The organism is Brevibacillus sp. FW301-21C12A (genome assembly GCF_058788915.1).
In genome coordinates this window covers 1-20,226 of the sequence record NZ_JBYTBG010000040.1, presented here as the reverse complement: position 1 = coordinate 20,226, position 20,226 = coordinate 1, and the positions used below count along the sequence as shown (strand labels likewise).

24 protein-coding genes are annotated in these 20,226 nt (G+C 54.1%); 7 read left to right on the top strand and 17 right to left on the bottom strand.

The window, feature by feature from the left end; translation table 11 throughout:
• Positions 1-330 precede the first annotated feature (330 nt).
• From AC3WQH_RS20260 to AC3WQH_RS20245, 4 genes are all read left to right on the top strand, one after another.
• Entirely contained in the window at positions 331-1,530 is a 1,200-nt protein-coding gene (locus AC3WQH_RS20260) for an iron-containing alcohol dehydrogenase (protein WP_005826751.1), read from the top strand.
• Between the two features lie 85 nt (positions 1,531-1,615).
• On the top strand, positions 1,616-2,731 hold the full coding sequence (locus AC3WQH_RS20255; protein WP_007787140.1) for an aminopeptidase: 1,116 nt from the start codon (positions 1,616-1,618) through the stop codon (positions 2,729-2,731).
• Positions 2,732-2,740: 9 nt separating this feature from the next.
• Positions 2,741-2,968: a WYL domain-containing protein gene (locus AC3WQH_RS20250; protein ID WP_081494737.1), complete on the top strand. Its 228-nt coding sequence runs from the start codon at positions 2,741-2,743 to the stop codon at positions 2,966-2,968.
• Positions 2,969-3,033: 65 nt separating this feature from the next.
• Positions 3,034-3,462, top strand: a complete 429-nt coding sequence (locus tag AC3WQH_RS20245) for a DinB family protein (RefSeq protein ID WP_492332229.1) — start codon at positions 3,034-3,036, stop codon at positions 3,460-3,462.
• On the opposite strand, the gene AC3WQH_RS20240 is transcribed toward AC3WQH_RS20245, so the two are convergent.
• Positions 3,459-4,250, bottom strand: coding sequence for a DUF169 domain-containing protein (locus AC3WQH_RS20240; protein WP_005826744.1), 792 nt, complete (start codon positions 4,248-4,250; stop codon positions 3,459-3,461). The two genes, AC3WQH_RS20245 and AC3WQH_RS20240, sit on opposite strands and share 4 nt — an antisense overlap.
• 214 nt (positions 4,251-4,464) lie before the next feature.
• On the opposite strand from AC3WQH_RS20240, the gene AC3WQH_RS20235 reads away from it, so the two are divergent.
• The 3 genes from AC3WQH_RS20235 to AC3WQH_RS20225 all read left to right on the top strand — a co-directional run bounded on the left by AC3WQH_RS20235 (position 4,465) and on the right by AC3WQH_RS20225 (position 6,582).
• Positions 4,465-4,818, top strand: coding sequence for a hypothetical protein (locus tag AC3WQH_RS20235; RefSeq protein ID WP_327991608.1), 354 nt, complete (start codon positions 4,465-4,467; stop codon positions 4,816-4,818).
• The gene (locus tag AC3WQH_RS20230) at positions 4,815-5,057 is read left to right on the top strand and encodes a hypothetical protein (protein ID WP_327991607.1); all 243 of its coding nucleotides are present in this window, start codon (positions 4,815-4,817) and stop codon (positions 5,055-5,057) included. Before AC3WQH_RS20235 ends, AC3WQH_RS20230 begins: the two co-directional genes overlap by 4 nt.
• 274 nt (positions 5,058-5,331) lie before the next feature.
• Positions 5,332-6,582 (top strand): helix-turn-helix domain-containing protein, encoded by a 1,251-nt coding sequence (locus AC3WQH_RS20225; RefSeq protein ID WP_007787131.1) that lies wholly within the window; start codon positions 5,332-5,334, stop codon positions 6,580-6,582.
• A gap of 248 nt (positions 6,583-6,830) precedes the next feature.
• Here the strand turns inward: AC3WQH_RS20225 and AC3WQH_RS20220 are convergent, their stop codons facing one another.
• The 16 genes from AC3WQH_RS20220 to AC3WQH_RS20145 form a co-directional block, all read right to left on the bottom strand.
• Positions 6,831-8,144, bottom strand: coding sequence for a VWA domain-containing protein (locus tag AC3WQH_RS20220; protein ID WP_026558328.1), 1,314 nt, complete (start codon positions 8,142-8,144; stop codon positions 6,831-6,833).
• Positions 8,145-8,214: 70 nt separating this feature from the next.
• Positions 8,215-8,886 (bottom strand): TadE/TadG family type IV pilus assembly protein, encoded by a 672-nt coding sequence (locus AC3WQH_RS20215; RefSeq protein ID WP_221843683.1) that lies wholly within the window; start codon positions 8,884-8,886, stop codon positions 8,215-8,217.
• A complete protein-coding gene (locus AC3WQH_RS20210) occupies positions 8,887-9,378 on the bottom strand; it encodes a TadE/TadG family type IV pilus assembly protein (RefSeq protein WP_007787123.1) in 492 nt (163 codons plus the stop codon).
• Positions 9,365-9,565: a hypothetical protein gene (locus tag AC3WQH_RS20205; RefSeq protein WP_005826733.1), complete on the bottom strand. Its 201-nt coding sequence runs from the start codon at positions 9,563-9,565 to the stop codon at positions 9,365-9,367. Before AC3WQH_RS20205 ends, AC3WQH_RS20210 begins: the two co-directional genes overlap by 14 nt.
• Positions 9,566-9,605: 40 nt before the next feature.
• On the bottom strand, positions 9,606-9,806 hold the full coding sequence (locus AC3WQH_RS20200; RefSeq protein WP_005826732.1) for a hypothetical protein: 201 nt from the start codon (positions 9,804-9,806) through the stop codon (positions 9,606-9,608).
• Positions 9,803-10,522, bottom strand: a complete 720-nt coding sequence (locus AC3WQH_RS20195) for a hypothetical protein (RefSeq protein WP_005826730.1) — start codon at positions 10,520-10,522, stop codon at positions 9,803-9,805. Before AC3WQH_RS20195 ends, AC3WQH_RS20200 begins: the two co-directional genes overlap by 4 nt.
• 54 nt (positions 10,523-10,576) lie before the next feature.
• Complete coding sequence (locus AC3WQH_RS20190) at positions 10,577-11,611, bottom strand: hypothetical protein (protein ID WP_005826728.1); 1,035 nt, start codon at positions 11,609-11,611, stop codon at positions 10,577-10,579.
• Positions 11,612-11,661: 50 nt separating this feature from the next.
• A complete protein-coding gene (locus tag AC3WQH_RS20185; protein WP_492332228.1) occupies positions 11,662-13,068 on the bottom strand; it encodes a VWA domain-containing protein in 1,407 nt (468 codons plus the stop codon).
• 121 nt (positions 13,069-13,189) lie between these two features.
• Positions 13,190-13,414: a hypothetical protein gene (locus AC3WQH_RS20180; RefSeq protein WP_005826725.1), complete on the bottom strand. Its 225-nt coding sequence runs from the start codon at positions 13,412-13,414 to the stop codon at positions 13,190-13,192.
• A gap of 99 nt (positions 13,415-13,513) precedes the next feature.
• Positions 13,514-14,449 (bottom strand): type II secretion system F family protein, encoded by a 936-nt coding sequence (locus AC3WQH_RS20175; protein WP_026558334.1) that lies wholly within the window; start codon positions 14,447-14,449, stop codon positions 13,514-13,516.
• A gap of 4 nt (positions 14,450-14,453) precedes the next feature.
• Complete coding sequence (locus tag AC3WQH_RS20170; RefSeq protein WP_005826722.1) at positions 14,454-15,380, bottom strand: type II secretion system F family protein; 927 nt, start codon at positions 15,378-15,380, stop codon at positions 14,454-14,456.
• The gene (locus AC3WQH_RS20165; RefSeq protein ID WP_005826720.1) at positions 15,358-16,746 is read right to left on the bottom strand and encodes a TadA family conjugal transfer-associated ATPase; all 1,389 of its coding nucleotides are present in this window, start codon (positions 16,744-16,746) and stop codon (positions 15,358-15,360) included. Before AC3WQH_RS20165 ends, AC3WQH_RS20170 begins: the two co-directional genes overlap by 23 nt.
• Positions 16,747-16,758: 12 nt before the next feature.
• Positions 16,759-17,916 (bottom strand): CpaE/TadZ family protein, encoded by a 1,158-nt coding sequence (locus AC3WQH_RS20160; protein ID WP_005826717.1) that lies wholly within the window; start codon positions 17,914-17,916, stop codon positions 16,759-16,761.
• 3 nt (positions 17,917-17,919) lie between these two features.
• Positions 17,920-18,774, bottom strand: a complete 855-nt coding sequence (locus AC3WQH_RS20155) for a CpaB family protein (RefSeq protein WP_005826715.1) — start codon at positions 18,772-18,774, stop codon at positions 17,920-17,922.
• A 123-nt stretch (positions 18,775-18,897) separates the two neighbouring features.
• Positions 18,898-19,350, bottom strand: coding sequence for a prepilin peptidase (locus tag AC3WQH_RS20150; protein WP_025844339.1), 453 nt, complete (start codon positions 19,348-19,350; stop codon positions 18,898-18,900).
• A gap of 415 nt (positions 19,351-19,765) precedes the next feature.
• Positions 19,766-20,110: a VTC domain-containing protein gene (locus AC3WQH_RS20145; RefSeq protein ID WP_268871426.1), complete on the bottom strand. Its 345-nt coding sequence runs from the start codon at positions 20,108-20,110 to the stop codon at positions 19,766-19,768.
• Between the last annotated feature and the right edge of the window lie 116 nt (positions 20,111-20,226).

Below are 20,226 nucleotides of genomic sequence, written 5' to 3'. Positions count from 1 at the left end.
AAAAGGTTGAGTTGCGATTAATTCACGAACGATTCAACTACATTAAAACACAAACATACGCATTTATCAACGAAAAAAGCGTGAACAGACTTCGACAAACGTTCGGGAATTGTTGCATAATCGGATGTTAAACTTTCGTTAACATTCGTTTACGCGTTATTCATATCAGTTTTACATCCCGTTCTATGCGGCCGTTCCCCGTCGCTGGAAGAGCCGCTCATGCTTTTTTCCGCAGCCTGTCCCCCGTTTTCCCGCTGCCGGAAGACCCTTTTGCCGTCTTTGTGTTACACTGTTTTTGGTACAACCTACACGTGAAAGAAGGAATATCAGATGTTTCCCTTTGAAGTATCGTTTCCTACCCATATCTACTTCGGCATGGGCGAACTTGCGCGTTTGGGCCAGGCAGCGAAAACTCTCGGCAACAAGGCGCTTCTTGTCACGGGTGGCAGCGCAGCCAAGCGCACGGGGCTTCTCGACCGCGCGATTACGCTTTTGCAAGAAGCGCAAGTAGCCTTTGCTCTCTTTGACAAAATCGAACCGAATCCGCGCACGGCTACCGTCGATGCCGGGGCAGCGCTCGCCCGGAAAGAACAGTGCGACTTCGTGCTGGCGCTCGGCGGCGGCTCGGTCATGGATGCTGCCAAAGCGATTGCAGCCGCAGCGCTTTCCGGCCGTCCGATCTACGACTACATGCGCGGCAATCCGAGCGGCACAGGCAAATGGCTGGTACCTGTGCAGGAGGCGCTCCCTCTCCTGACGGTTCCGACAGTAGCCGCTACCGGATCGGAAGCGAACAACATCAGCGTCCTGACCCATTGGGAGACGCACGAAAAATCTTCCATCAACGGCCCGGCTCTCTTCCCGAAAATCGCCATTCTCGACCCGTCCATCACCTTTACGGTTCCTGCGCGCGTCACAGCGGAAGCTTGCGCAGATATTTTTTCCCATCTGTTTGAAACCTATCTCATCAGCGCGGACAAAACAAACGTGCAGGACGGGATTACCGAAACGCTCATCCGGCTTGTCGCCGAGCATTCCCTCACAGCCATTCGCCATCCGGATCACGAGGAAGCCCGCTCCACTCTGCTATGGGCGAGCACGCTGGGCATCAGTCCGTTCGCAAACGCCGGACGCGGCGCAGGCATGCCTCTGCACGGCATCGAGCACCCGCTGAGCGGAATATACGACATGGCCCACGGTCGCGGCCTGGCGATTTTGTCCATCCCTTACTTCGAGCAGGTTATTTTGCCGCTTCGCCCGGAACGGCTGGCGCGCATGGGCCGTCACTGCTTCGGCGTCACCGCGGAAGACGAAGGCGCTGCAGCGCGCGCGACTATCGCCGCTGTTTCACGCTGGTACGAAAGCATGGGCATCACCGAACGACTCTCCGACTTCGGCGTGACCGAGGACGCCTTGCCGAAAATGGCCGAAGAAGCCGTCACCATCGGCGGACGCGGCGCAGGCTACCTGGCCAGCGCCAAAAAGCTGAACGCAGATGACGTCATCGCCATCTATCGAGCGTGCTTGTAAACGTCGAACATACTGGCAAGCCCGCTCTTTCCTGTGCGATAATACAATTAATAAAAATTTTTTTTACTATATGGAGGTCGTACATATGGCAGATCCACGTATCAATGAACTGGCCAGCCGTCTCGTCCGCTACTCTCTCAACCTGCAAAAAGGGGAAAAGGTCCTGATCGAAAACACTGGCCTGCAACCCGAGCTTGTACGCGCACTCGTCCGCGAATCGTTTGCGGTCGGCGCTCTGCCGCTCGTGACTCTGAAAGACCAGGAAGTTTTGCGCGCGCTCTACCAGGGCACCAGTGAAGAACACATGGCCTTAATGGCGAAGTACGAATACGAGCGGATGAAAGACATGGACGCGTACATCGCGATCCGCGCTTACGAGAACATCAACGAGTTCGCCGACGTTCCGGAAGACAAGATGGGCATTTATTCCCGCATCCTGTACCAGCCTGTGCATACAAACGAACGCGTGCCAAACAAGCGCTGGGTCGTTCTGCGCTACCCGAACAAATCGATGGCGCAACTGTCCAACATGAGCCTGGAAGGCTTCGAGGACTTCTATTTCTCCGTGTGCAACCTGGACTACGCGAAAATGTCCCAGGCCATGACTCCGCTGAAAGAGCTGATGGAGCGCACCGACCGCGTCCGCATCGTCGGACCGAAAACAGACCTGCGCTTCTCCATCAAAGGCATTAACGCGGTCAAATGCGACGGCAAACGCAACATTCCGGACGGCGAAGTGTACACAGCGCCTGTCCGCGACTCTGTAGAGGGCACCATCTACTACAACGCGGCTTCCAACTACCACGGCATTTCCTTTACCGATGTCCAGTTCACCTTCAAGCAAGGAAAAATCGTGGAAGCGACCAGTTCCAACACAAAAGCGCTGAATGAAATTCTCGACACGGACGAAGGCGCTCGCTACATCGGGGAATTTGCGATCGGCTTCAACCCGCACATCCTCCACCCGATGCTCGACATCCTGTTCGACGAGAAGATCGCAGGCAGCTTCCACTTCACGCCTGGCAACGCCTACACAGTAGCAGACAACGGAAACCGTTCCTCTGTCCACTGGGATCTGGTACAAATCCAGCGCCCTGAATACGGCGGCGGCGAAATCTGGTTCGACGACGTGCTGATTCGAAAAGACGGCCGCTTTGTCCTGCCGGAGTTGGAAGGCTTGAACCCGGAAAATCTGGTGTAGGAAGTCCGCCTGCTCGTCCAGCCAGCGATAGCCGATCAGGTGCTGGAAGCAAAGGCCTTTTATATAGAAGAGATGGCCGAGCATCCGGACGGCGTGCTGGTCACGCTGCGCGTCCGGCAACTGGAGGAAATCTCGTCCTGGGTACTGGGACTGGGGGCAAATGCCTTTGTCCTTGCGCCGGAATCGCTGCGCCAAAAAATTCGCGAGGAAGCGGAAAAAATGCTGAAACGCTACTGACATACTGCTGTCAGTAGCGTTTTTGTATGCTAAGGCTACACAAATGAAAAGGAGCTGACATTCTCATGAATCCAGTGGAAATCGTGCACAGTCTGGAAAAGATAACCGCGCATTACTTGCAAGAGCTCGAAGCATTCAGCATGGAGCAACTGCACAAAAAGCCGAGCGAGGACGAAGTAAACATGCCGGGTGCCGAGAAGCGTGAAAACGGGCAAGCGATTCTTGCCCAAGGCTCTTTGCCGCCGATTCGCATTCACGTTCCTGCCTCGCCCGAATACACACCTGCCCAGCCTGCGAGCAAGGAACAACTGGTCAACGGCATGCAGGCTGTGCTTGAGCGCATGCACGCGCTGGCGCCGACGGTGGACGATATCCCGGCCCACCACAAAGTCGAGCACTCTGGCTTCGGCCCGCTCGCTGCCAAAGAATGGTTTGCGCTAGTCGAGATGCACTATCGCCACCATCTGCACCAATTGAACAGGCTGAAAGGCTAGCTTTTTTCCCCGAACAGGCCAGCGAGCTTCTGGTAGGTCGGCGGAAACTCTGCCTGATAGCGCAGGAAGGACGGGATCGGATAGCGTATCCCGCCTTTTTGCGTGGCGGCCAATCCCTCCACCAGCTCGGCTGCGTCGCGAAAATGAAAGCTGAACGCCATCTCGTGGTCCTGCGTCTGGGCAAACAGCCGATCCCCGTAACAGGGGACGATCACTTGCGGCTGTCCGGTCTGGATCGGCTTGATCGCGATATCCGCACAGTCCGCCCGGCTGGAAAAAGTGGAAGGAATCGAGCCGCCGCGCTTGTAGAGCATCCCCGCCACCAGCCGCATCACCTGTGCCGCGTTTCCGTAAATGACGACCACATCCGGCTCGACCTGCGCCCGCTCCAACGGGTACGACACGTAGTAGCCGCTTTCCTCCGCCGAAAATTTCGGGACATCCGCCTCGCTTTTCGCTCCCGTCTCCAGCGAATCCGTGTACATCCCGCAGGCGAGATGGCCCTCGGTGTAGTACGCAGGCTGTTCCTCGTAGCCGAACGCCACCTGCGCGATCGGACAGGACAGGTCTGCCCCGTTCATGGCAATACTCCAGCCATAACGCCGCGAAAAGCCGACCGCCTGGCAAATCGTGATCGGATACCCCAAGTCCCGCTGCGGCCGCTTTGCCTTTGACGGCAATGCCGCTTCCTCGCGCATGATCGAAACGCCCACGGGAAACGTTTCCGTCCGCACATACGTCTGAATAGCCTCGTTCAGCTCCAGGGCGGTAATCGTACTCGTACTCATAGCGCTCTCCTCCTCGAATAAACAAACTCGCCTCGCGCAAAAATATCCGTACACAGAATTTTTCGTCTTTTCTATACCTATGTCCTGTCTGTCCGCCCTATTTCTTTGCAAGCTTACAACTTCGTAAGGTAGTGGAAAGGAAAATCAATATCTCTCCATCCCGATTCCTGTTAGGATAAAAAAAGATTACGCAACAGGCACGGAGGCTTGACCGATGAAAAAACTGGCAACATTTTTACTCGCGACGACGATCCTGGCGTTGTTTATCATAGGCTGTTCCAAGCCCAGCACGCCCGAACAGGTGCAGGGGCTGGGAAAAGAAGAAGCGGCGCAAATCGCTGCGGCCGCTGTCCGTCAATATTACCACGTTTCCGTAGATACCGCCGACCGGGAGATTACGCTCGAAGACCCTGCCAAGCTGATTGATGCCGCCACTGGCGAGCCGATCTACAAAGGAGTGCCCGTTCACGCCCTGCTTCGCGGCGAGCCGAAAAGCGCGATATTTCCGGCTACCACGCGATTATCGAGCCAAAGACGAAGCAGCTTCTCTCGCTCTCGATTGACGTGATCGGCAAGGACGGCGAAAAAGCGACGAAAACAATCGCCGAAGCGGAGCTGGAAAAAGCCGCAGCCGACTTCGTTCGCTCGCAAAACTTGCTGGCAACGGCAAACTTTCAGCTCATTCGGACGTCAGAGCCGACGGACAATGACCTCAAGCGCTACTTTTACTATTCAGACGGCCACAACTCCATCGCGATTGGCGTAGACACTGCGTTGAAGCAGGTCGTCACTTTCACCTATGACTGATAGACTCGACCGACCGCCTCTCATGTAGTGCCAGACACAGCGTCTCTGGCCAAGACCCTATTTAACGGACATAGTAAACCCTGGGCAACAAGCTGGTGACGGTACCCACCTGGAGCCAGCTTGTTTCATTAACGTTACAATAGTCTTACATTGAACAATGTATAAACGAAAAAAGCAAAAGTTTTTGGATTTCCGGGAGAAATATATACCCAACCGGATTTTTATGGTAAAGTGAAATAAAATACATTTTTTGGAAGAAGGGAGACTCAGTGAGGTGTCGCTTTCACTAGGTGCACTAATTAGCAGTCATCGTAGTCGACGCAATCTAACACTAGCAGACCTTTCGGAAATGTCGGGAGTCAGTAAAAGTACCATATCGCTAATTGAAACAGGAGAAACCAAGCGTCCCAGCTATGCCACTTGGAGAAAGATAGCGGAGGCAATCGATATAGCACCTAGCGTCATCATTAACGCATTTGTAGACACTACTCATCATCCTAGAACATTAGAGCTCATTCTCGCAGAGGTTATCACCGAAGGATGGGAAGCTCTTGTCTCCAAAGTTGCTACGCATTATTTAGAGTCACCCAAGGTCGATACATTTAGAGCGTTAGATCATATCGACCGTACTGCCAGGGATACGGAGAACAAACGAATAAAACGCATTTTGTGGGATACGATTATTAATTTCACAAGAAGCAGGGGAATACCCTCATATCTGGCAAACGCCTTGTATGAAAGGTATTTGATTGAGCGTGACGACTTCGCTCGTTTCGAGGAAACATATCGACGTGGGAAGGAACTGCTTCTCTATGTCGAGCATCTCTATGTTGAAGATCGAATCGACTACTATTATAAAATGGGTGTTCACGCCAACATACTCGACTTACACGACGAAAGTATCGATTTATGCAGGCTCGGTTTACGAGAGGATCGGTCAGATAGCAGACCTAAAGCATCTGCATATATCTCCTTGTTTAACTCGTGTATTTATTTTGGAGACTTCCATATTGCTGACATCTACCTAAAAGAGTACGAAAACAGCAAATATGCTGATTTCCGAAAGAATCATTTTCGCGCTACTTTGCTTGCGAAAAAAGGGCAGCATGAGGACGCAATCAGTTTGTTCAACGTCTGTTTAAACGAGACTGACAGAGAAGGGCGTATCTCCATCGTCGTTGACCTCATGGAATCGTATTTGCAGGCCGGAAAGACAGACGATCTCATGCTCTTGCTCGAAACGGAGGATCAGTTTCTGCCAGAGAAGATGCCGCAGCATCCGTACCGAATTAAGACACTGGCCCAATACTACAGACGCAAGGCGCTGTGCCTAATCTCCATGGAGAAATATGATCAGGGTTTTCATAGCCTGATCGAAAGTATCAAGTATTACAAGCACATAGGCATAACGACAGAGGTCATCGAAGGCATCCGACTTTTCCTGCGCCATCATCGAACCAACAATAAAAATTTAACCTTTGAACACATGGAGTTAATCGAAAACATATGTGATAATATTTTGTAACATATAGAAGGAGGAGAGTTTAATGCAGAAGCTACTAGTGGTTTTTGCTCTTGTGGTGTTCTTTTCCTCGCCTGTAGTATCGGAAGCGTGTGATCCGAAGTCGGAGCCTTATCGAGTTGAACCTGATTGGTAAAATGTCGTGAAAGGAGAGGGAAGAAAATTCCTTCTCCTTTTTATTTCTCAATATTACAAGCGAAAAAATGTCCATTCCAAAGAGGACACTTTACTCAGGCAACGGGACTTTTCCACTAGCTCCCACTGTATTTTTCCTCGATTTCTTCTTTCATTTCCTGATACGTCTTGTTGGTGAGGTTCACCAAGTAATCGGTAAGCTCCTCTTTCGATTGCGCGGCTAACGCTTCCCTGGCCTGTCTTTGCTTCGTAAAATACTCCTTGGCCTGATGGCCGATCTTGCCGCTTGCCGCCAAATACTCGATTGCAGTCCCGAGGTTCAGGCTCTCCCGCCAGCTTTTGTCGTACCAGTCCCGGTTGTAGGCGTCGATCCACTTGCGGCGGTCGATCAGCACCGCGCCTACTTCCGTCAGGGCGTCCCGCTTCCACTGCTCCCACTTCTGGGCGATTTCTTTTGCCCGCTCCAGCTCTCTTTTGAATTGCTCGCGGTTCGTCACGTTGGCATACAAGCCTTCCGATGCCTGGGCAATCGCCTTCAGTTGCTTCTGCCCTTCGGCGTTCACGTCAAAGCCGATCACGTTTAAGAGCGGCATGATTTGCGACTGGGACAGATCTTTGGCTACGGCCACCGGATCGCCGCCGCAAGTCTCAATGCCATCGCTGACCAGGTAGATGACGTTCGTGTTTTTATCTGCCGAAAACGCGGCCAAATCTTGCTGGGCAAGCTTGAGAGAATGGGCGATCGACGTCCAGCCAGTCGGCTCAAACAGCGCAAGCGCCTGATCCAGCCGCTTCGGCTCGTACGATTGCAGCGGATAGACCAGATCGCTGCTGGAGCAGGAGAGCTGTCTGTCCCCATCGGCATTGCTCCCTTTATGTCCATAGACGCGCAGCGAAATGTTTGCTTCCTCCGGGAGTGATTCGGCAAATTCCTTGATCGCTTCCTTGGCCAGTTGCATTTTGGTTTTGTCTCCCATTTTGCCAGCCATGCTGCCGCTCGCGTCCAAAATGATTTCGACGTTAAAATGCTCCCGAAACTGAAACCGCGCATCCCCGATGTCCGGGCTTCCGAACGAAGCCATTTTCCAGCGATCCACAACCATCTGCGGACTGAGGTAGTCCTCGGAGAACAAACCGAGCAACTGATTCCAGTACAGTTGCAAATACGCCTCGTCCATCCCGTCCACCACGGTAGGCATTTTGTCGAGAATAGCCGAGATGGCAGGCCGATGCGGGTGTTGGGCGAGGTAAAAATGCGTACCCGCCAACTGCCCGGGCTGCTCCGCGATCAACTCCTGCGTGCTTTGCGGCCATTTCACCTCGCCTACTCGCGGCCCTGCTCCAGATGCGCCAAGGGTGCAGCCGCACAGCAGCAGGGCTATCATCAAGCTGTTTACCAGGCCAAGCATTCGCCTGTACGTACCGTGCATTCGGTCATAGCCTCCTTGTCGTGTGTATGTTCTGCATCATCGGATATGACGAGATGAACCGTTTTTGCTTTTACAGCGTGATGGAACTGAGAAAAAGGCCCCCTGCCGCATGGAGAAAGCCAATCTGTCTGCTCGATCCCGTCTGGTACACTTCCTCCTCGTGCTTTGGGTCAGGCATGAAGGAAAAGTCAAATGTAGTGGAGCGGAAGCGGACAGAGGTCTGCACCTGGATGCGCTCATCCGCGGTGACGACAATTTGCGAGCCGGGCACTGTGGCGTGGTTGGCCTCCAGTATCGTGACGACGACATCCCGCAGCTTCGGAGCCGCTTGTGCCAAACCTGTCTGCACGTAGAACAGCAGCTCCACGTTTGCCGGCAGCCAGTTTGAGAGCACCTGGTCAATCGCTTCGTACCGCACCTCGCTCCTGGCCCAGTCCGGATGGCTCGCGCGGATGGAAGCCTCCGCCTGATCCACGAACGGCTTGATGTAAGCCTCGTCCTTCAAGCGCATAGGAGATTGATCGTAGCGAGCAAGCGCCTTTTCCATCTCGTCGTAGATCGGCTTGACCGCCGCCAACGCCGCTTGCTGCGCACTGTCTGACGCCTGCTCCTTGACGACGAAAACAGTCGAGAGGTTAAACAGCGCCATGAACAGGACGAGCATGATGAGCATGAAGATCGTAAGCGTAAAAATCGTGACATTCCCTCGTTCATTCCGCAAAAACGCAAGCCAGTCTCTCATCTAGTGAACCACCCTGCTCGTAATCTCGCGCTGAAACGAAATCGTCTTGTCTGCTTCATCCATGTTCCGCGTCAAAATATCCGGCAAAAAGGCGATTTCCAGGTTCGCGCCGATCATGACCTTGAAATACCCGTCACTTGTCGACTCGATGTACGACTCCCCTTTATTGAAGCCGATACCGCCGCCCGCTCCGGCGAGCACTTTTTCCGCCGCAGCGAGCGCACTGGACTCGCTCCCCGTAATGGCGAATACTTTTGCCGCCTCATTGGCAGCCGATTGTGCAGCGATTACCCCGTACACGCCGATCAAAAATTGCCAGCATACGAGCATGATGAGAAAAAGCAGCGGCAAAATCCCGAGAAACTCAATCGTGACCGAGCCTTTTTCATCAGACAGCGCACGCGCCAGCTTCCCTGCGTCCCTCGCGTCGGCGCGCCCCTGTCTTGCGCCCGGCATCACCCACTGCCTGGGCGTACGGTTAAACAGACGCATGTTTCTTCCGGAGAAAAGCCAGATGATTTTTTTTCATGAACGGCAGCCCGATCGCCAAAATGACTAGCTGGATCGGAAAATCTCCCCGGTAAATGGCGCCGATGATCGTCGCAGGCACAATCAAGGCGTAAAAGTAAAGCAGCATGAAATTCCAAAAACGCTGCCAGTTTTTCTCCTGCTTGGACATGTCATTTCCCCCTCCATGCTTTTTCGCTTGGCGCCAAGCTTTACCGCTTCACTTCTTTGCGGCGTGCGTACTCCATGCCAGACTGTTCAATATAGGGCAGCGCAAACCAGAAAAGCAGCAACGGATAAGGAATCGTCTCCCCCACTATCATGAGCAGGCAGCAGAGCGGCAGGAGCACGCCGTACAAAACAATCGCGATCCCGTTCCAAAACCGCTGCCTCTTCGCTTCTTTTGTCGTCAAGCCGTGTCCCTCCTCCCAGTATCCACGCTCTCCGCGTTCGCTGACTCGCTCATCCATTTGTGCGTGTACATCGTCAGCATCACCGCCATGAGCGGAAAGAAAATGACATTCAAGAGCAATTGCGTAAAGAAAACTGCGCCAAAGCTGGTCGTAATGTACGTGACCGTAAACAGCCCGATCACGCTGATGGCCCACTCGATGGCGCTAATCAGCAGAATCACGCCAAGGATGGAGAAAAAGTGCTTTTTCCCCAGCGCAAACGCCTTTTTCCAGCACTGCTGCACCGGCTGTTTTTTGATGACAGTCAAGTACGGGGTCAAGTAAAACAGCACGAGGATGACCACCCCTGGCACCACAAACAGCAGCATGCCAAACGACACTGCAAGCACGTAGACGATCCCGAAGACAAACACGGCAAAGCTTTGATCCAAAAACGTGCGCAGTGCCTGGCGAATCGGCCGCTCCTCTCCCGCAAGCTCGCTTTGCACATACTGGGCAAACGGAAGCTGAACGACCGACAAAAACACGAGCAGCAAAAACATGTTGAAAAAGGCTGACACCACCTGCCCGCCTGTCAAGGCAGCGATAAAGTGGATATAGTTGACGGTAAAATTGTGAATGAGCAAAAAAGGCAGAACGACGACTGCTGACAAGAGCAGCATGGACTCGATGTTGCGCGTGTAAAACAGGAAGCTTTCTTTGATCGGATGCTTCACTCTGACTCATTCCCATCTAACGTTTTGGCGACCAGTCACAGCCAGCGTCAGGCGCTAGGCAAACAGTTTGAACAGCTTGCGGCCCCATTTCGCCAGCTTGCTGCCTACCCACAGAACGCCGCCGACCGAGACAAGCACGACAGCGACCGTCTGTCCTCCGGGAATCATCGCGGCGATGACGCCGGCATCCATGAGCGTGCTGCCGAAACTGCCTGTTCCGTCGATAGCATAGTCGATGCGTTCATCCTGGCTGTTGCTTGAATCAAACGCATCCTGGAAGTTCGTGAAGGTGTCGATGCTGTCAAACACGAGACTGATCCCCGCCGTTGCGACGTTCAAGCCTTTGACCAGCCCTGTCACTTGCAGGCCGCTTGCCGTGTCTTTGATGAACTTGAAATTCATCCAGGCGGAAGCAGCGTCGAAGCCGTCGACAGGCAAGCCGCTCACCCAGTCGAAGGAAGTGTCCTTGAGATGGATGTCGATTGCCTTGACGCCCAACTCGACGAGGAACAGGCTGCGCATGTTGGCAAAAGTAGCCGGGTCTACATTTCCTTCCGCGAGATCAGCCGCCATGCCGAGGCTGCCGCCGAACACGCTGTTGATCGACCAGTTGACATAGTCGTATGCTTTGGAATCGCCTTTGCCGGAAAAGCTGCCCGGTGTGACGCTGCCTGGCTGCGTATTTCCAGGAGTTAAGCTGCCCGGACGGGTATCTCCCGGATTGACGTTCCCCGGTTGGGTATCACCGGGATTGACGCTTCCCGGCTGGAAAGCTCCCGGGTTCACATTGCCCGGCGTGACGTTGCCAGGCTGCACATTGCCAGGTCGTGTGTTTCCTGTATCCAGACTCCCCGGCTGGATCTCGCCGGGCGAAATCTCTCCTATTTCCCACTGAAAACTACCGGGCTGTATGTCATTTGGCGAAATATTTCCCGGCCCGATCTCTCCCGGCTGGACTGCGCCTGGACGCACGTCCCCAGGCGCCAAAGATTCTGCATGCACAAAAGCTGCAAAGGGGAAGAGATTCATCACCAGAATGAACAGGGCCACGATCGCTGCCCAGTTCGTGCGTCTTACATGACGATTCACAGCATTCACCCCGATTTCATTAGTCCCTGGCAAACCGCCGATCGGCGGCGCTAGTTACCGCCTGCCTTGGTGCCGTACTGCTCAGAAATGGCTTCAATGGTTTCCTTGTAAGATTTTTTGGCCAGGGAATCGAGCAAATCTTCCAGTTCGTCCGCCCGCTTATCCACGTTTCGTTTATGCTCATCCTGCAGACGGCCCAACTCTTCGGCAAGCTGCTGCGGGAACCGTTTATCCCGTTTGATTTGCCGAATCATCCAGTCGATGTTTCGCTTTTCATCGTCGGCCAAAAAATTCCACTTCAGCTTGTATTGCGTATTGTTTAGGAGCTGCTTGACTTTCCGGGAGTGCGCTTTACTGGACTCTTTGCTCTTCCAATTGTGCCATTCGAGAGCAATTTCTTTTGCTTTGGAAAATTCATCTTGCAGCCCTTTTTTGTCGCGAATAGACACATAGCGGCCGCGCGCTGCTTCTGCGACTGCCTTAAGCTGCTTTTGCCCCTCTCCATCCACGTCAAAACCGATGACATTCAAGATAGGTGTAATGTTGGAGTCAGCCAACTGTTTGGCTGCTGCCACCGGATCGCCACCGCACGTCTCGATTCCGTCGCTGACGAGAAAAATCAGGTTTGTGTTCTTGTCCCCAGCAAGCTGGCTCAAGTCTTTTTCTGCCTCCTGCAAGGAATAGGCTATCGGAGTCCAGCCTGTCGGCTGAAATTGGTTCAGACTTGCGGCAAGCTTTCCGGCGTCGTATTTTTGCAACTCGTACACCAGCTCGCTGCTGCTGCAGGAAAGCGCCTTGTCGGACTCTTTACCGCTCCCTTTGTTCCCGTAAACGCGGAGGGCGACATTCGCCTCTTTGGGCAACGCCTCTGCAAACGCTTTGATCGCTTCCTTGGCCGCATCCATTTTCGTTTTGCCGTCCATTTGCCCAGCCATGCTGCCACTCGCGTCGAGAATGATCTCCACGTTGTACTGCTCCTTGAACTGAAAGCGCGGATCGTCGATGTCGGGACTTCCAAACGAAGCCATCTTGATGTCTTCTATCAGCCGTTCCGGGTCAGGATAATCCTCGGCGAACAGCCCGAGCAGCGCCAAGTAGTACAGGTCGATTACTTCCTGATCGGGGTTTTCAATCGCAGGCAAATCGTTCAGAAACGTCCGAAGCTCTTGTTCATGCTCGGAAAAGTTCGTTCCGGCATAGCGCCCGATGGGAAAGCTGGCAATCTCGGCAGCTGTCTTGGGAATTTTGCTTGCCCCTTCAGGGAGCAGCGCCTTCAGGGCAGCAATCTGCTCCTCCCGCGACAGGTTCTGCTCTTGATTGATCGGCTTTCCACCCTGTTCGTTGGGCGCTACCACCGGCTCAGTCTGTTCCTGCGTACTCGGCGACTCCTCGCTGGAGCAACCATGCAAGAAGACCATCAGCCCGAAGGCTGCAATCAGTACCTTGATAGCTTTCATCTGTATGTACCTCCGTCATATCAGAGCTGCTTTGGCGTTCGCCTGGCAGAAGAACGGGGAAGTTAGTGGTGAAAACCAGCTTTCACCACTAACCGTCGGCACTGGCATCAACATGTTGGCATTAGTCACCTGTGATCTTGTCACCAATGTGCCCAATGACTTCCGACAGCGTGTTGGAAACGGCGTTACCCACATTCTCGTCTTTGCTGAAAAAGGTTGCGACAGCGCCAAGCACCGCCAAAACGACCGCAGCCAGTGCGATCCATTCGATTGATTGCGCGCCTTTTTGGTTGCGCAGGGAAAAGCTTGCTTTTACAAACAGTTTTTGCATCATGGTTGTCATCATCGTTTTTTCCTCCAAACGGGAATGTATTTAATAGGTACAAAAATGACTCCCGGACGCCTCTGCCTGCATCACCTCCCTTACAGGCGTCCGCTTCTTCATTCATTGAAAAATGCCGGTAAACGTTTTGGCATTTTCCAGGATGTTCAGCACCATCAGCCCGCCGATCATCAGCATGGCAGTTGGCGCGACGACGAGCGTGGTAATCAGCGTCACTTTTGGCGAGGCTTTCGCCGCCTTTTCCTTGACCAGCTCTTTGCGCATTCTCCGCATGTTGTCCGCCTGCACCTTGAACGTCACCGAGATTGGCACTCCCAGGCGCATCCCCTGGATCAGCGCCTTAATCAACATCTGAAATTCCGGGTTGTCGTTTCGCTTGAGCAGCTGCTCATACGCTTTTTCCCGCGGCACGCCAAGGTCGATCTCCTGGTTGAAGCGCGAGAACTCTTCCTGAATGGGTCCGCTGAAAAAGCGAATGACTTCGCGCAGGGCATGATCGAGGCTGACCCCGGCCTGTAGCGTCACGCTGACGGTGTCGAGAAATTCGGGCAGATCGTAGCGAATTTGCTGCTGGCGCTCGCTCGCCTTTTTCTTCAGCCAGAGGATCGGCAAAAAATAGCCGGCCAGCGGCCACAGAATCAGCCCGAACTGGGCGAAGGGAAAGCCCAGGACGAACAGCAGCGCCCCGACGATGATGCCGAGCAGCGTCAGCACGATTTTTACCCCTTGAAAGCGGGCTACCGTCAGATCGAGCGGGCGGCCCGCCTTGAGCAGCCAGTCCTCCACTTCGTGCGATTCGCTGAAAAAATTGAAGCGCTGGCCCAGGACCGCATAGTCATCCCCGTAGCGCAGCAGCCGCTTGACCAGTCGTTCCGAGGCGGTTTCCGGCTTGCGCACATCGTACGTCCGATGACCCGTCACTTCGTACATATGCTCGATCAGCGTGCGTTTTTGCACAGAAAACAAATACCATTCCTTTAAAAATATGGCAAAGAACAATAAAAACAGAAACAGGCAGGTGATGATTAGTGCATCCATCGTTTCACACCTTTATGTTGGTCACTTTTTTTACCAGGATGTAGGACAAAAGCGTTCCGATCAAAAACAGTCCGAGCAGCACCAGCCCCATCGGCGTAAACAGCGGATCGATAAAGCCTTTGTTAATCATGTTCATCATCAGCACCAGGGCGACGGGCATGATCGGGACAAGATACGAGACGTAGCGCTGCTCGGCAGTCATCGTCTTGATTTCCTGCGAGACGAGGCGGCGCTCCTCCATCGTCTCGGCCATCTCCTGCAGCACTTCGCTCAGGTTGCCCCCTGCCCTGCGCTGGATGAGCAGCGTCGCCGCGAAAATGCGGAAATCGCGCGTCGGAATCCGTTTTTCCATCTCCAGCAGCGCCCGGTCAAAACTGACGCCAAGCGCCAGCTCCCGCGACATCCGCTTGAACTCTTCTCCGGCTGGAGCATTCAGCTCTTTGGCCACAATCGCGATCCCCTGGGTCAGCGTCAGCCCTGCGCGCAACGAGTTGGCAAGCAGGCGGCACACCTCCGAGAGCTGATCGTTCAATCTCTCCAAATATTTGTGGCGCCGGGCAAAAAAGACGGCTTTCTGGATGACATACATCGAAGCTCCGCCCGCCATGAAGTTGTAGGGAGCCGGAATCGCCACTACACTGTGCAGGAAAAACCCAAGCCCCATCGTGCCGACGAACATGCCCGCGAAAAATTCGGAAGGGGTCAGCGGAATGTTGGCTTTTTTCAGCTTTTTGCCGATCTCCTGAGCGTACGGCTTCTGGTCGAAGCGGTCGCCCCAGACGACGATGAAGCTTTTGCGCTGAGTCTTTACCTCGTACCAGTCTTCCGCTTTCTTTTTCCACTCGTTTTTCTTCGAGCGGTATCCGAGGTATTCGTACATGCCCCAAATTCCGAACAGCACCGCCAGACTAAACAGAATAGCTAGGCTCACGTCTGCTCCCTCCCTTCGCCGTAAACATTGATTCGTCCAGATCAATTCCGAATACTTTGAGCCGCTCCAGGCTGCGCGGGATGATTCCGGTCGGCGTAAAATATCCGAGTACTTCGCCATTGCTGCCGATTCCGGTCCGGTGAAAGCGGAAAATTTCCTGCACCTCTACCCGTTTGTCCTCCGACTTCGCCACCTCGGAGATCGAGACGATTTTGCGCGTCCCGTCCGACAGCCGCATGACCTGCACGATGATGTCGAGCGCACTGACGATGTACTCGCGGACGATGGCAGAGGGCAAATCCATCCCCGCCATGACGACCATCCCTTCCAGCCGGTTGAAAGCGTCCAGTGGCGAGTTGGCGTGAACGGTGGTGAGCGAGCCTTCGTGGCCCGTGTTCATCGCTTGCAGCATGTCGAATGCCTCCGCGCCACGCACCTCCCCGACGATGATCCGGTCAGGCCGCATCCGCAGCGAGTTGCGCACAAGCTGGCGAATCGTAATTTCGCCTTTTCCCTCCATGTTCGGCGGGCGCGCCTCAAGCCCGACGCAGTTCGGATGGGTCAGCTTCAACTCCGCCGAGTCCTCAATCGTGATGATCCGTTCGTAGTGGGGAATCGCTCGCGCGGCCGCGTTGAGCAGCGTCGTTTTCCCGCTCCCGGTCCCGCCGGAGATCAGGACGTTCATTTTCGCTTCCACGACTGCCTGGATGTAGCGCGACATCGCCTCGTCAAACGAGCCGAATTGTTGCAAATCCTCCATTAAATACGGCTCTTTGCGGAATTTGCGGATCGACACCAATGTTCCGTTCAAACTGATCGGCGGGATGACCGCATTCACCCGGCTCCCGTCCTTCAGGCGGGCGTCGACCATCGGCGAGCTCTCATCAATCCGCCTGCCGAGCGGCGCCACGATCCGGTCGACGATGTGCCGCAAATGCTCCTCGTCGCGAAATTTCAGATCGGTCAGCTCCAGCCGCCCGCGCTTTTCGATGTAGACGAGGTTGTGCCCGTTGATCGAAATTTCCGTAATCTCCGGGTCCGCAAGCAGCGGCTCCAGCGGCCCCAGCCCCACCGATTCGTTAATCAGGCGAGTCAGCAGCAATTCTTTTTCGCTGCGCGGGATCACTACTTTTTCTTCCGACATGTACTGCGACACGAGCCGCTCAATCGCCACCCGCATTTCCTGCGAGCCAAGGCTGGTCAGCCTCTCCAGATTGGTTTCCCGCAAAAGCCGCGTCTTGTAATGCTCTGCCAGCTCGTCAATGTACGGGTTGAAGGCGGGAGCCGCAAGTGTCGCTGCCAGCGTCGCTCGTGGCGACTCGTCTTCTGCTGTCTTCTGCTCTTGCTTGCGCTTGAATAAAGCCATCTAGCTCCCCCCTCAAGACAGTTTGCTTTGGACCCATTTTCGGATGTCTTTTGCCGCAGGAGTCAGTTTTTTCTCGTTCGCTTCTTTTTGCAACGGCCTGCCCTGATTGACGGCCGCCTGCACTCCCGCGTGATCTCTCCTGATTTCCGCAGTAATCGGAGCGTTGAACAGCCCTTTCAGATCGGATACGACCAACTCGTTATCCCGGCCCACCTGGTTGACGACGACTTCCAGCCTGCCCTCGGTATCAATGCGCAGCCGTCTGAACAAGTCTTCCACGAGCCGATAAATTTGCACAGACGGCGTATCCAGGTTCATCACGTAGTAAATCATGTCGGCCTCCGACAAGGCGGCATACACCAGCTCGTTCATATGGCTGGGCAAGTCGATGATGACAAAGTCATAGCTGCGGCGGCTCGCCCGGATCAGGCGCGTGACGAACGCCTCGGACATGTTTTCCGCGATCTCGGCGTCACGCGGGCTGACCAGCACTTCCAGCTTGGAGTGAGCCTCGCGCTGCGCTACGTTGCGGATGTGAAACTCGTTCATCTCGTTCATGACCGGAATCAGGTCCCCCAGCGTGCGGTTGCTGTCAAACGACAGGAACGTCTCGACGCCCCCGTACTGCAGGTTGAGGTCGATCAACAGCACGCTGGCCGTCGATTCCAGCTTCAGCGACTGGGCAAATCCGGTGGCAAGCTGTGTGCAGCCGCTTCCTCCTTTGCCGCTGTAAAACGAATACACCTTGCCCCGCCCGCGCACAAACGCTTTGCCGGAAGCATCCGCGCCTTTTTTGCGCTGCTGGATTTGGGACAGCTCGGATATTTTTTCGAGGCGGTCGGTCAGCAGGTTCAACTCGTCGGGCATGACGATGTACTCGACTGCTCCGGCGCGGACGACATCCCGCAGCAGGACAAAATCTTGCTTTTCCGTCAGAAAAATGACAATTCCCTCTGGCAGCTCGCTCTGTATGTACTGCACCAGCTCGACTCCGGCCCCCTCCTCGGGCTGGACGAGCAACACGACATCGGGTCCGATCCGGTCGATTTCTTTTTTCACTTCGCTGGACGTCGTATAGCGTACCGGCTCATACCCGGCCAGAAACTCCGTGAGCATCTCCTTGACCGAATCCTGATCTGCGACGACAAGAATTTTCACTTCTTTGCTCATGACTTACCCTCCGGTTTTTGGTGCTGGATTGGTTGGCGGCTGTACCGAAGTTGGCGGTTTGGCTGGCGGCTGCTGATTGGTCGGTGCTGGCTGAGTTTGCCCGGCTGGCTGAGCCGCTGGTGCCGTCGCTGGCGGTTTCGCTGGCGCAGAGGCTGGCGGCGTCTGCGGCTTTGCTTCGGCAGGCTTTGGCGCAGTTTCCGTCTTGCCCGGCTCGGTTGTAGTAAACGGATCGGGAATCCCCAGCTCTCCTTTGCCGACGTTTGCTTTTAGAATGCGCATCAGTTCGGCGTAGTGCTGCTGATGAATGAATTTGGGCACATCCTCGAACGGCAGCTCCAGCGCCACGCCTTTGAATTTGTTGTCCGACTTCGCAACCATGGCGACGGGCACGTCTTTCATGAACACCTCGGTTACAGGCTGGCCGCCCTTCGTCGTCGAGATGATGATGTCGACGCGGTCCAGCGCCTCCAGTTCCTGGTCAAACATGATGTTTCCCGACGCGTACACCGTAATCAGCCGATTGTTTTGATCGCGGACCATGTTCGCCGGCTTTAAAATATTTTTCGTAATGACGTCGCCTTTCGACAAAGGAACGACCGTTACCTGATTTTTCAGACTGAGCTTGTCGACGACATACGAGTCATCCGCGTACTTTTTCGGAATTTGCCTTGTGGTCAATTGATCGGGTTGGATCAACGCCCGAGAGGGAATATCGACATTCGCCTCGTAAATCTCCACCATCTCCCCAAGCTGCGCGTTCATGTCCTTGATTTTCTTCAAAAACAGAAAACCCGCCAGCGCCGCAAGCAAAAAGGATAACACCAGAAAAATGATTGCCCGTCGTTTCGATTCCAACATGAAAAGCTTCCCTCTCTTTTTCTGTAGCTAGAATGATGTCAAATCATGCTGCACGCGCCTGACCCTCCATAATAAGTAAAAATACTCACCGTTATTGTCGGACTATTCCTCAAGAATCACCGCCTAGTAATAGATAACCATTACCAGCAACAGCCCGGTTCCCCCCGCAATGAATGGAGCCAGCGGGATTTCCCGATCAAAAGTCACCCTTCGCGACAGCCTGGAGACAAGCCACACAGGAAGCATGATGATTCCGGCAAGCAGGTAGGTAAGCCCCATTGCAAACAATCCCGCCTGCCAGCCCAGCGCTGCTCCTACCACTGCGAGCAGCTTGATGTCGCCACCCCCCACCTGCCCATTGCTAATGACGGCCATCCCGAGCGACAGTCCGACAAGCACGACGACTCCCAGGACGTGCGCCACCCAGTCTTCCGGCCGAAGCACTGCATGCGCGATGAGAAAATAGGCGATCCCGGGCAGTGTCAGCCAGTCGTAAATCAGTCGGTAGCGTAGGTCTGTGTACACAGCCACCGCCATTACGAAAAGAATGGGAACGATGACATACAAAGTCGGCACGCTCGCTCCTCCCCCCTTCTTTTGGAGGAAAATTTCACCATCACAGACGGTCATTTGGGGAATTTTGTTGCGCAAACGGGAAAATTTTTGGTTTATCTTAGTAAAATCTTTTTTTCTCTCTCCCTTTTTTCTGCTGTAAACAGGTCCATTTTCCTTGTATCCGGCACCTTTTCCGCCAGATTGTTGCTGTCGAATGGTGCAGGGGACAAAATGCCTGTACGCCAAAAAGAGTGGTTCAGCAGACCGCTTCTTGACGACGATCGGCTATCGCTTCTCCGTCACGCAGGAGACGCCCGTCAAAGCAGTTGTTGTTGGCAGCGCACAGGTCACCCGTCCATCGCACAAAAAAATCCCTTCCCGAACCAGAGTGTCGAAAAGGGATTTTGCGCATGCTTCAGTTTTTTCAACTGGACGTTCAGCCCGTCGCTGGTGGTTTCGTTGTCGCTGATGATCTCCTCGCGCTAGAAATCATCGTATTTTTGCTCTCCTCTCTACAGATGGCGTACTTGGAGATCGCCGAGCGCTGATTGCTTACATGTTGCAGCAAATAGCGGATGTTGAAGGGCAGAAACTGCTCGAACTTGACCTCCATAATCATCAGCGGCTGGTGAATGGCGTTGACCATCATGAGCTGCTCGTCAAAAATGTCGAGGGAATGGACGGTGGTCATCAACTGCTTGTCAAAAGTGACTCGCACATTGCCCGGCTCCATCACATACGCTTCGCGGACGTTATCAGTCATGACGCGCGGCATGAACAGATGGTTTTTGCACTCTTGAGACTCCCACGGCTAAAGCCACAAGCCTTCCACCTTGCGGTGTACGGGTGGGATTCTTGAATGACTAAGCGTTCGCAGTCCATTTCTGTTTTGAACAG

Coding starts and splice junctions, on each gene's coding strand:
- AC3WQH_RS20185 (WP_492332228.1), bottom strand. CDS start 13,068: ATGAAAGCTATCAAGGTACTGATTGCAGCCTTCGGGCTGATGGTCTTC.
- AC3WQH_RS20160 (WP_005826717.1), bottom strand. CDS start 17,916: ATGAGCAAAGAAGTGAAAATTCTTGTCGTCGCAGATCAGGATTCGGTC.
- AC3WQH_RS20205 (WP_005826733.1), bottom strand. CDS start 9,565: ATGTCCAAGCAGGAGAAAAACTGGCAGCGTTTTTGGAATTTCATGCTG.
- AC3WQH_RS20210 (WP_007787123.1), bottom strand. CDS start 9,378: ATGCGTCTGTTTAACCGTACGCCCAGGCAGTGGGTGATGCCGGGCGCA.
- AC3WQH_RS20220 (WP_026558328.1), bottom strand. CDS start 8,144: ATGCACGGTACGTACAGGCGAATGCTTGGCCTGGTAAACAGCTTGATG.
- AC3WQH_RS20180 (WP_005826725.1), bottom strand. CDS start 13,414: ATGATGACAACCATGATGCAAAAACTGTTTGTAAAAGCAAGCTTTTCC.
- AC3WQH_RS20240 (WP_005826744.1), bottom strand. CDS start 4,250: ATGAGTACGAGTACGATTACCGCCCTGGAGCTGAACGAGGCTATTCAG.
- AC3WQH_RS20215 (WP_221843683.1), bottom strand. CDS start 8,886: ATGAGAGACTGGCTTGCGTTTTTGCGGAATGAACGAGGGAATGTCACG.
- AC3WQH_RS20255 (WP_007787140.1), top strand. CDS start 1,616: ATGGCAGATCCACGTATCAATGAACTGGCCAGCCGTCTCGTCCGCTAC.
- AC3WQH_RS20175 (WP_026558334.1), bottom strand. CDS start 14,449: ATGGATGCACTAATCATCACCTGCCTGTTTCTGTTTTTATTGTTCTTT.
- AC3WQH_RS20245 (WP_492332229.1), top strand. CDS start 3,034: ATGAATCCAGTGGAAATCGTGCACAGTCTGGAAAAGATAACCGCGCAT.
- AC3WQH_RS20260 (WP_005826751.1), top strand. CDS start 331: ATGTTTCCCTTTGAAGTATCGTTTCCTACCCATATCTACTTCGGCATG.
- AC3WQH_RS20235 (WP_327991608.1), top strand. CDS start 4,465: ATGAAAAAACTGGCAACATTTTTACTCGCGACGACGATCCTGGCGTTG.
- AC3WQH_RS20155 (WP_005826715.1), bottom strand. CDS start 18,774: ATGTTGGAATCGAAACGACGGGCAATCATTTTTCTGGTGTTATCCTTT.
- AC3WQH_RS20165 (WP_005826720.1), bottom strand. CDS start 16,746: ATGGCTTTATTCAAGCGCAAGCAAGAGCAGAAGACAGCAGAAGACGAG.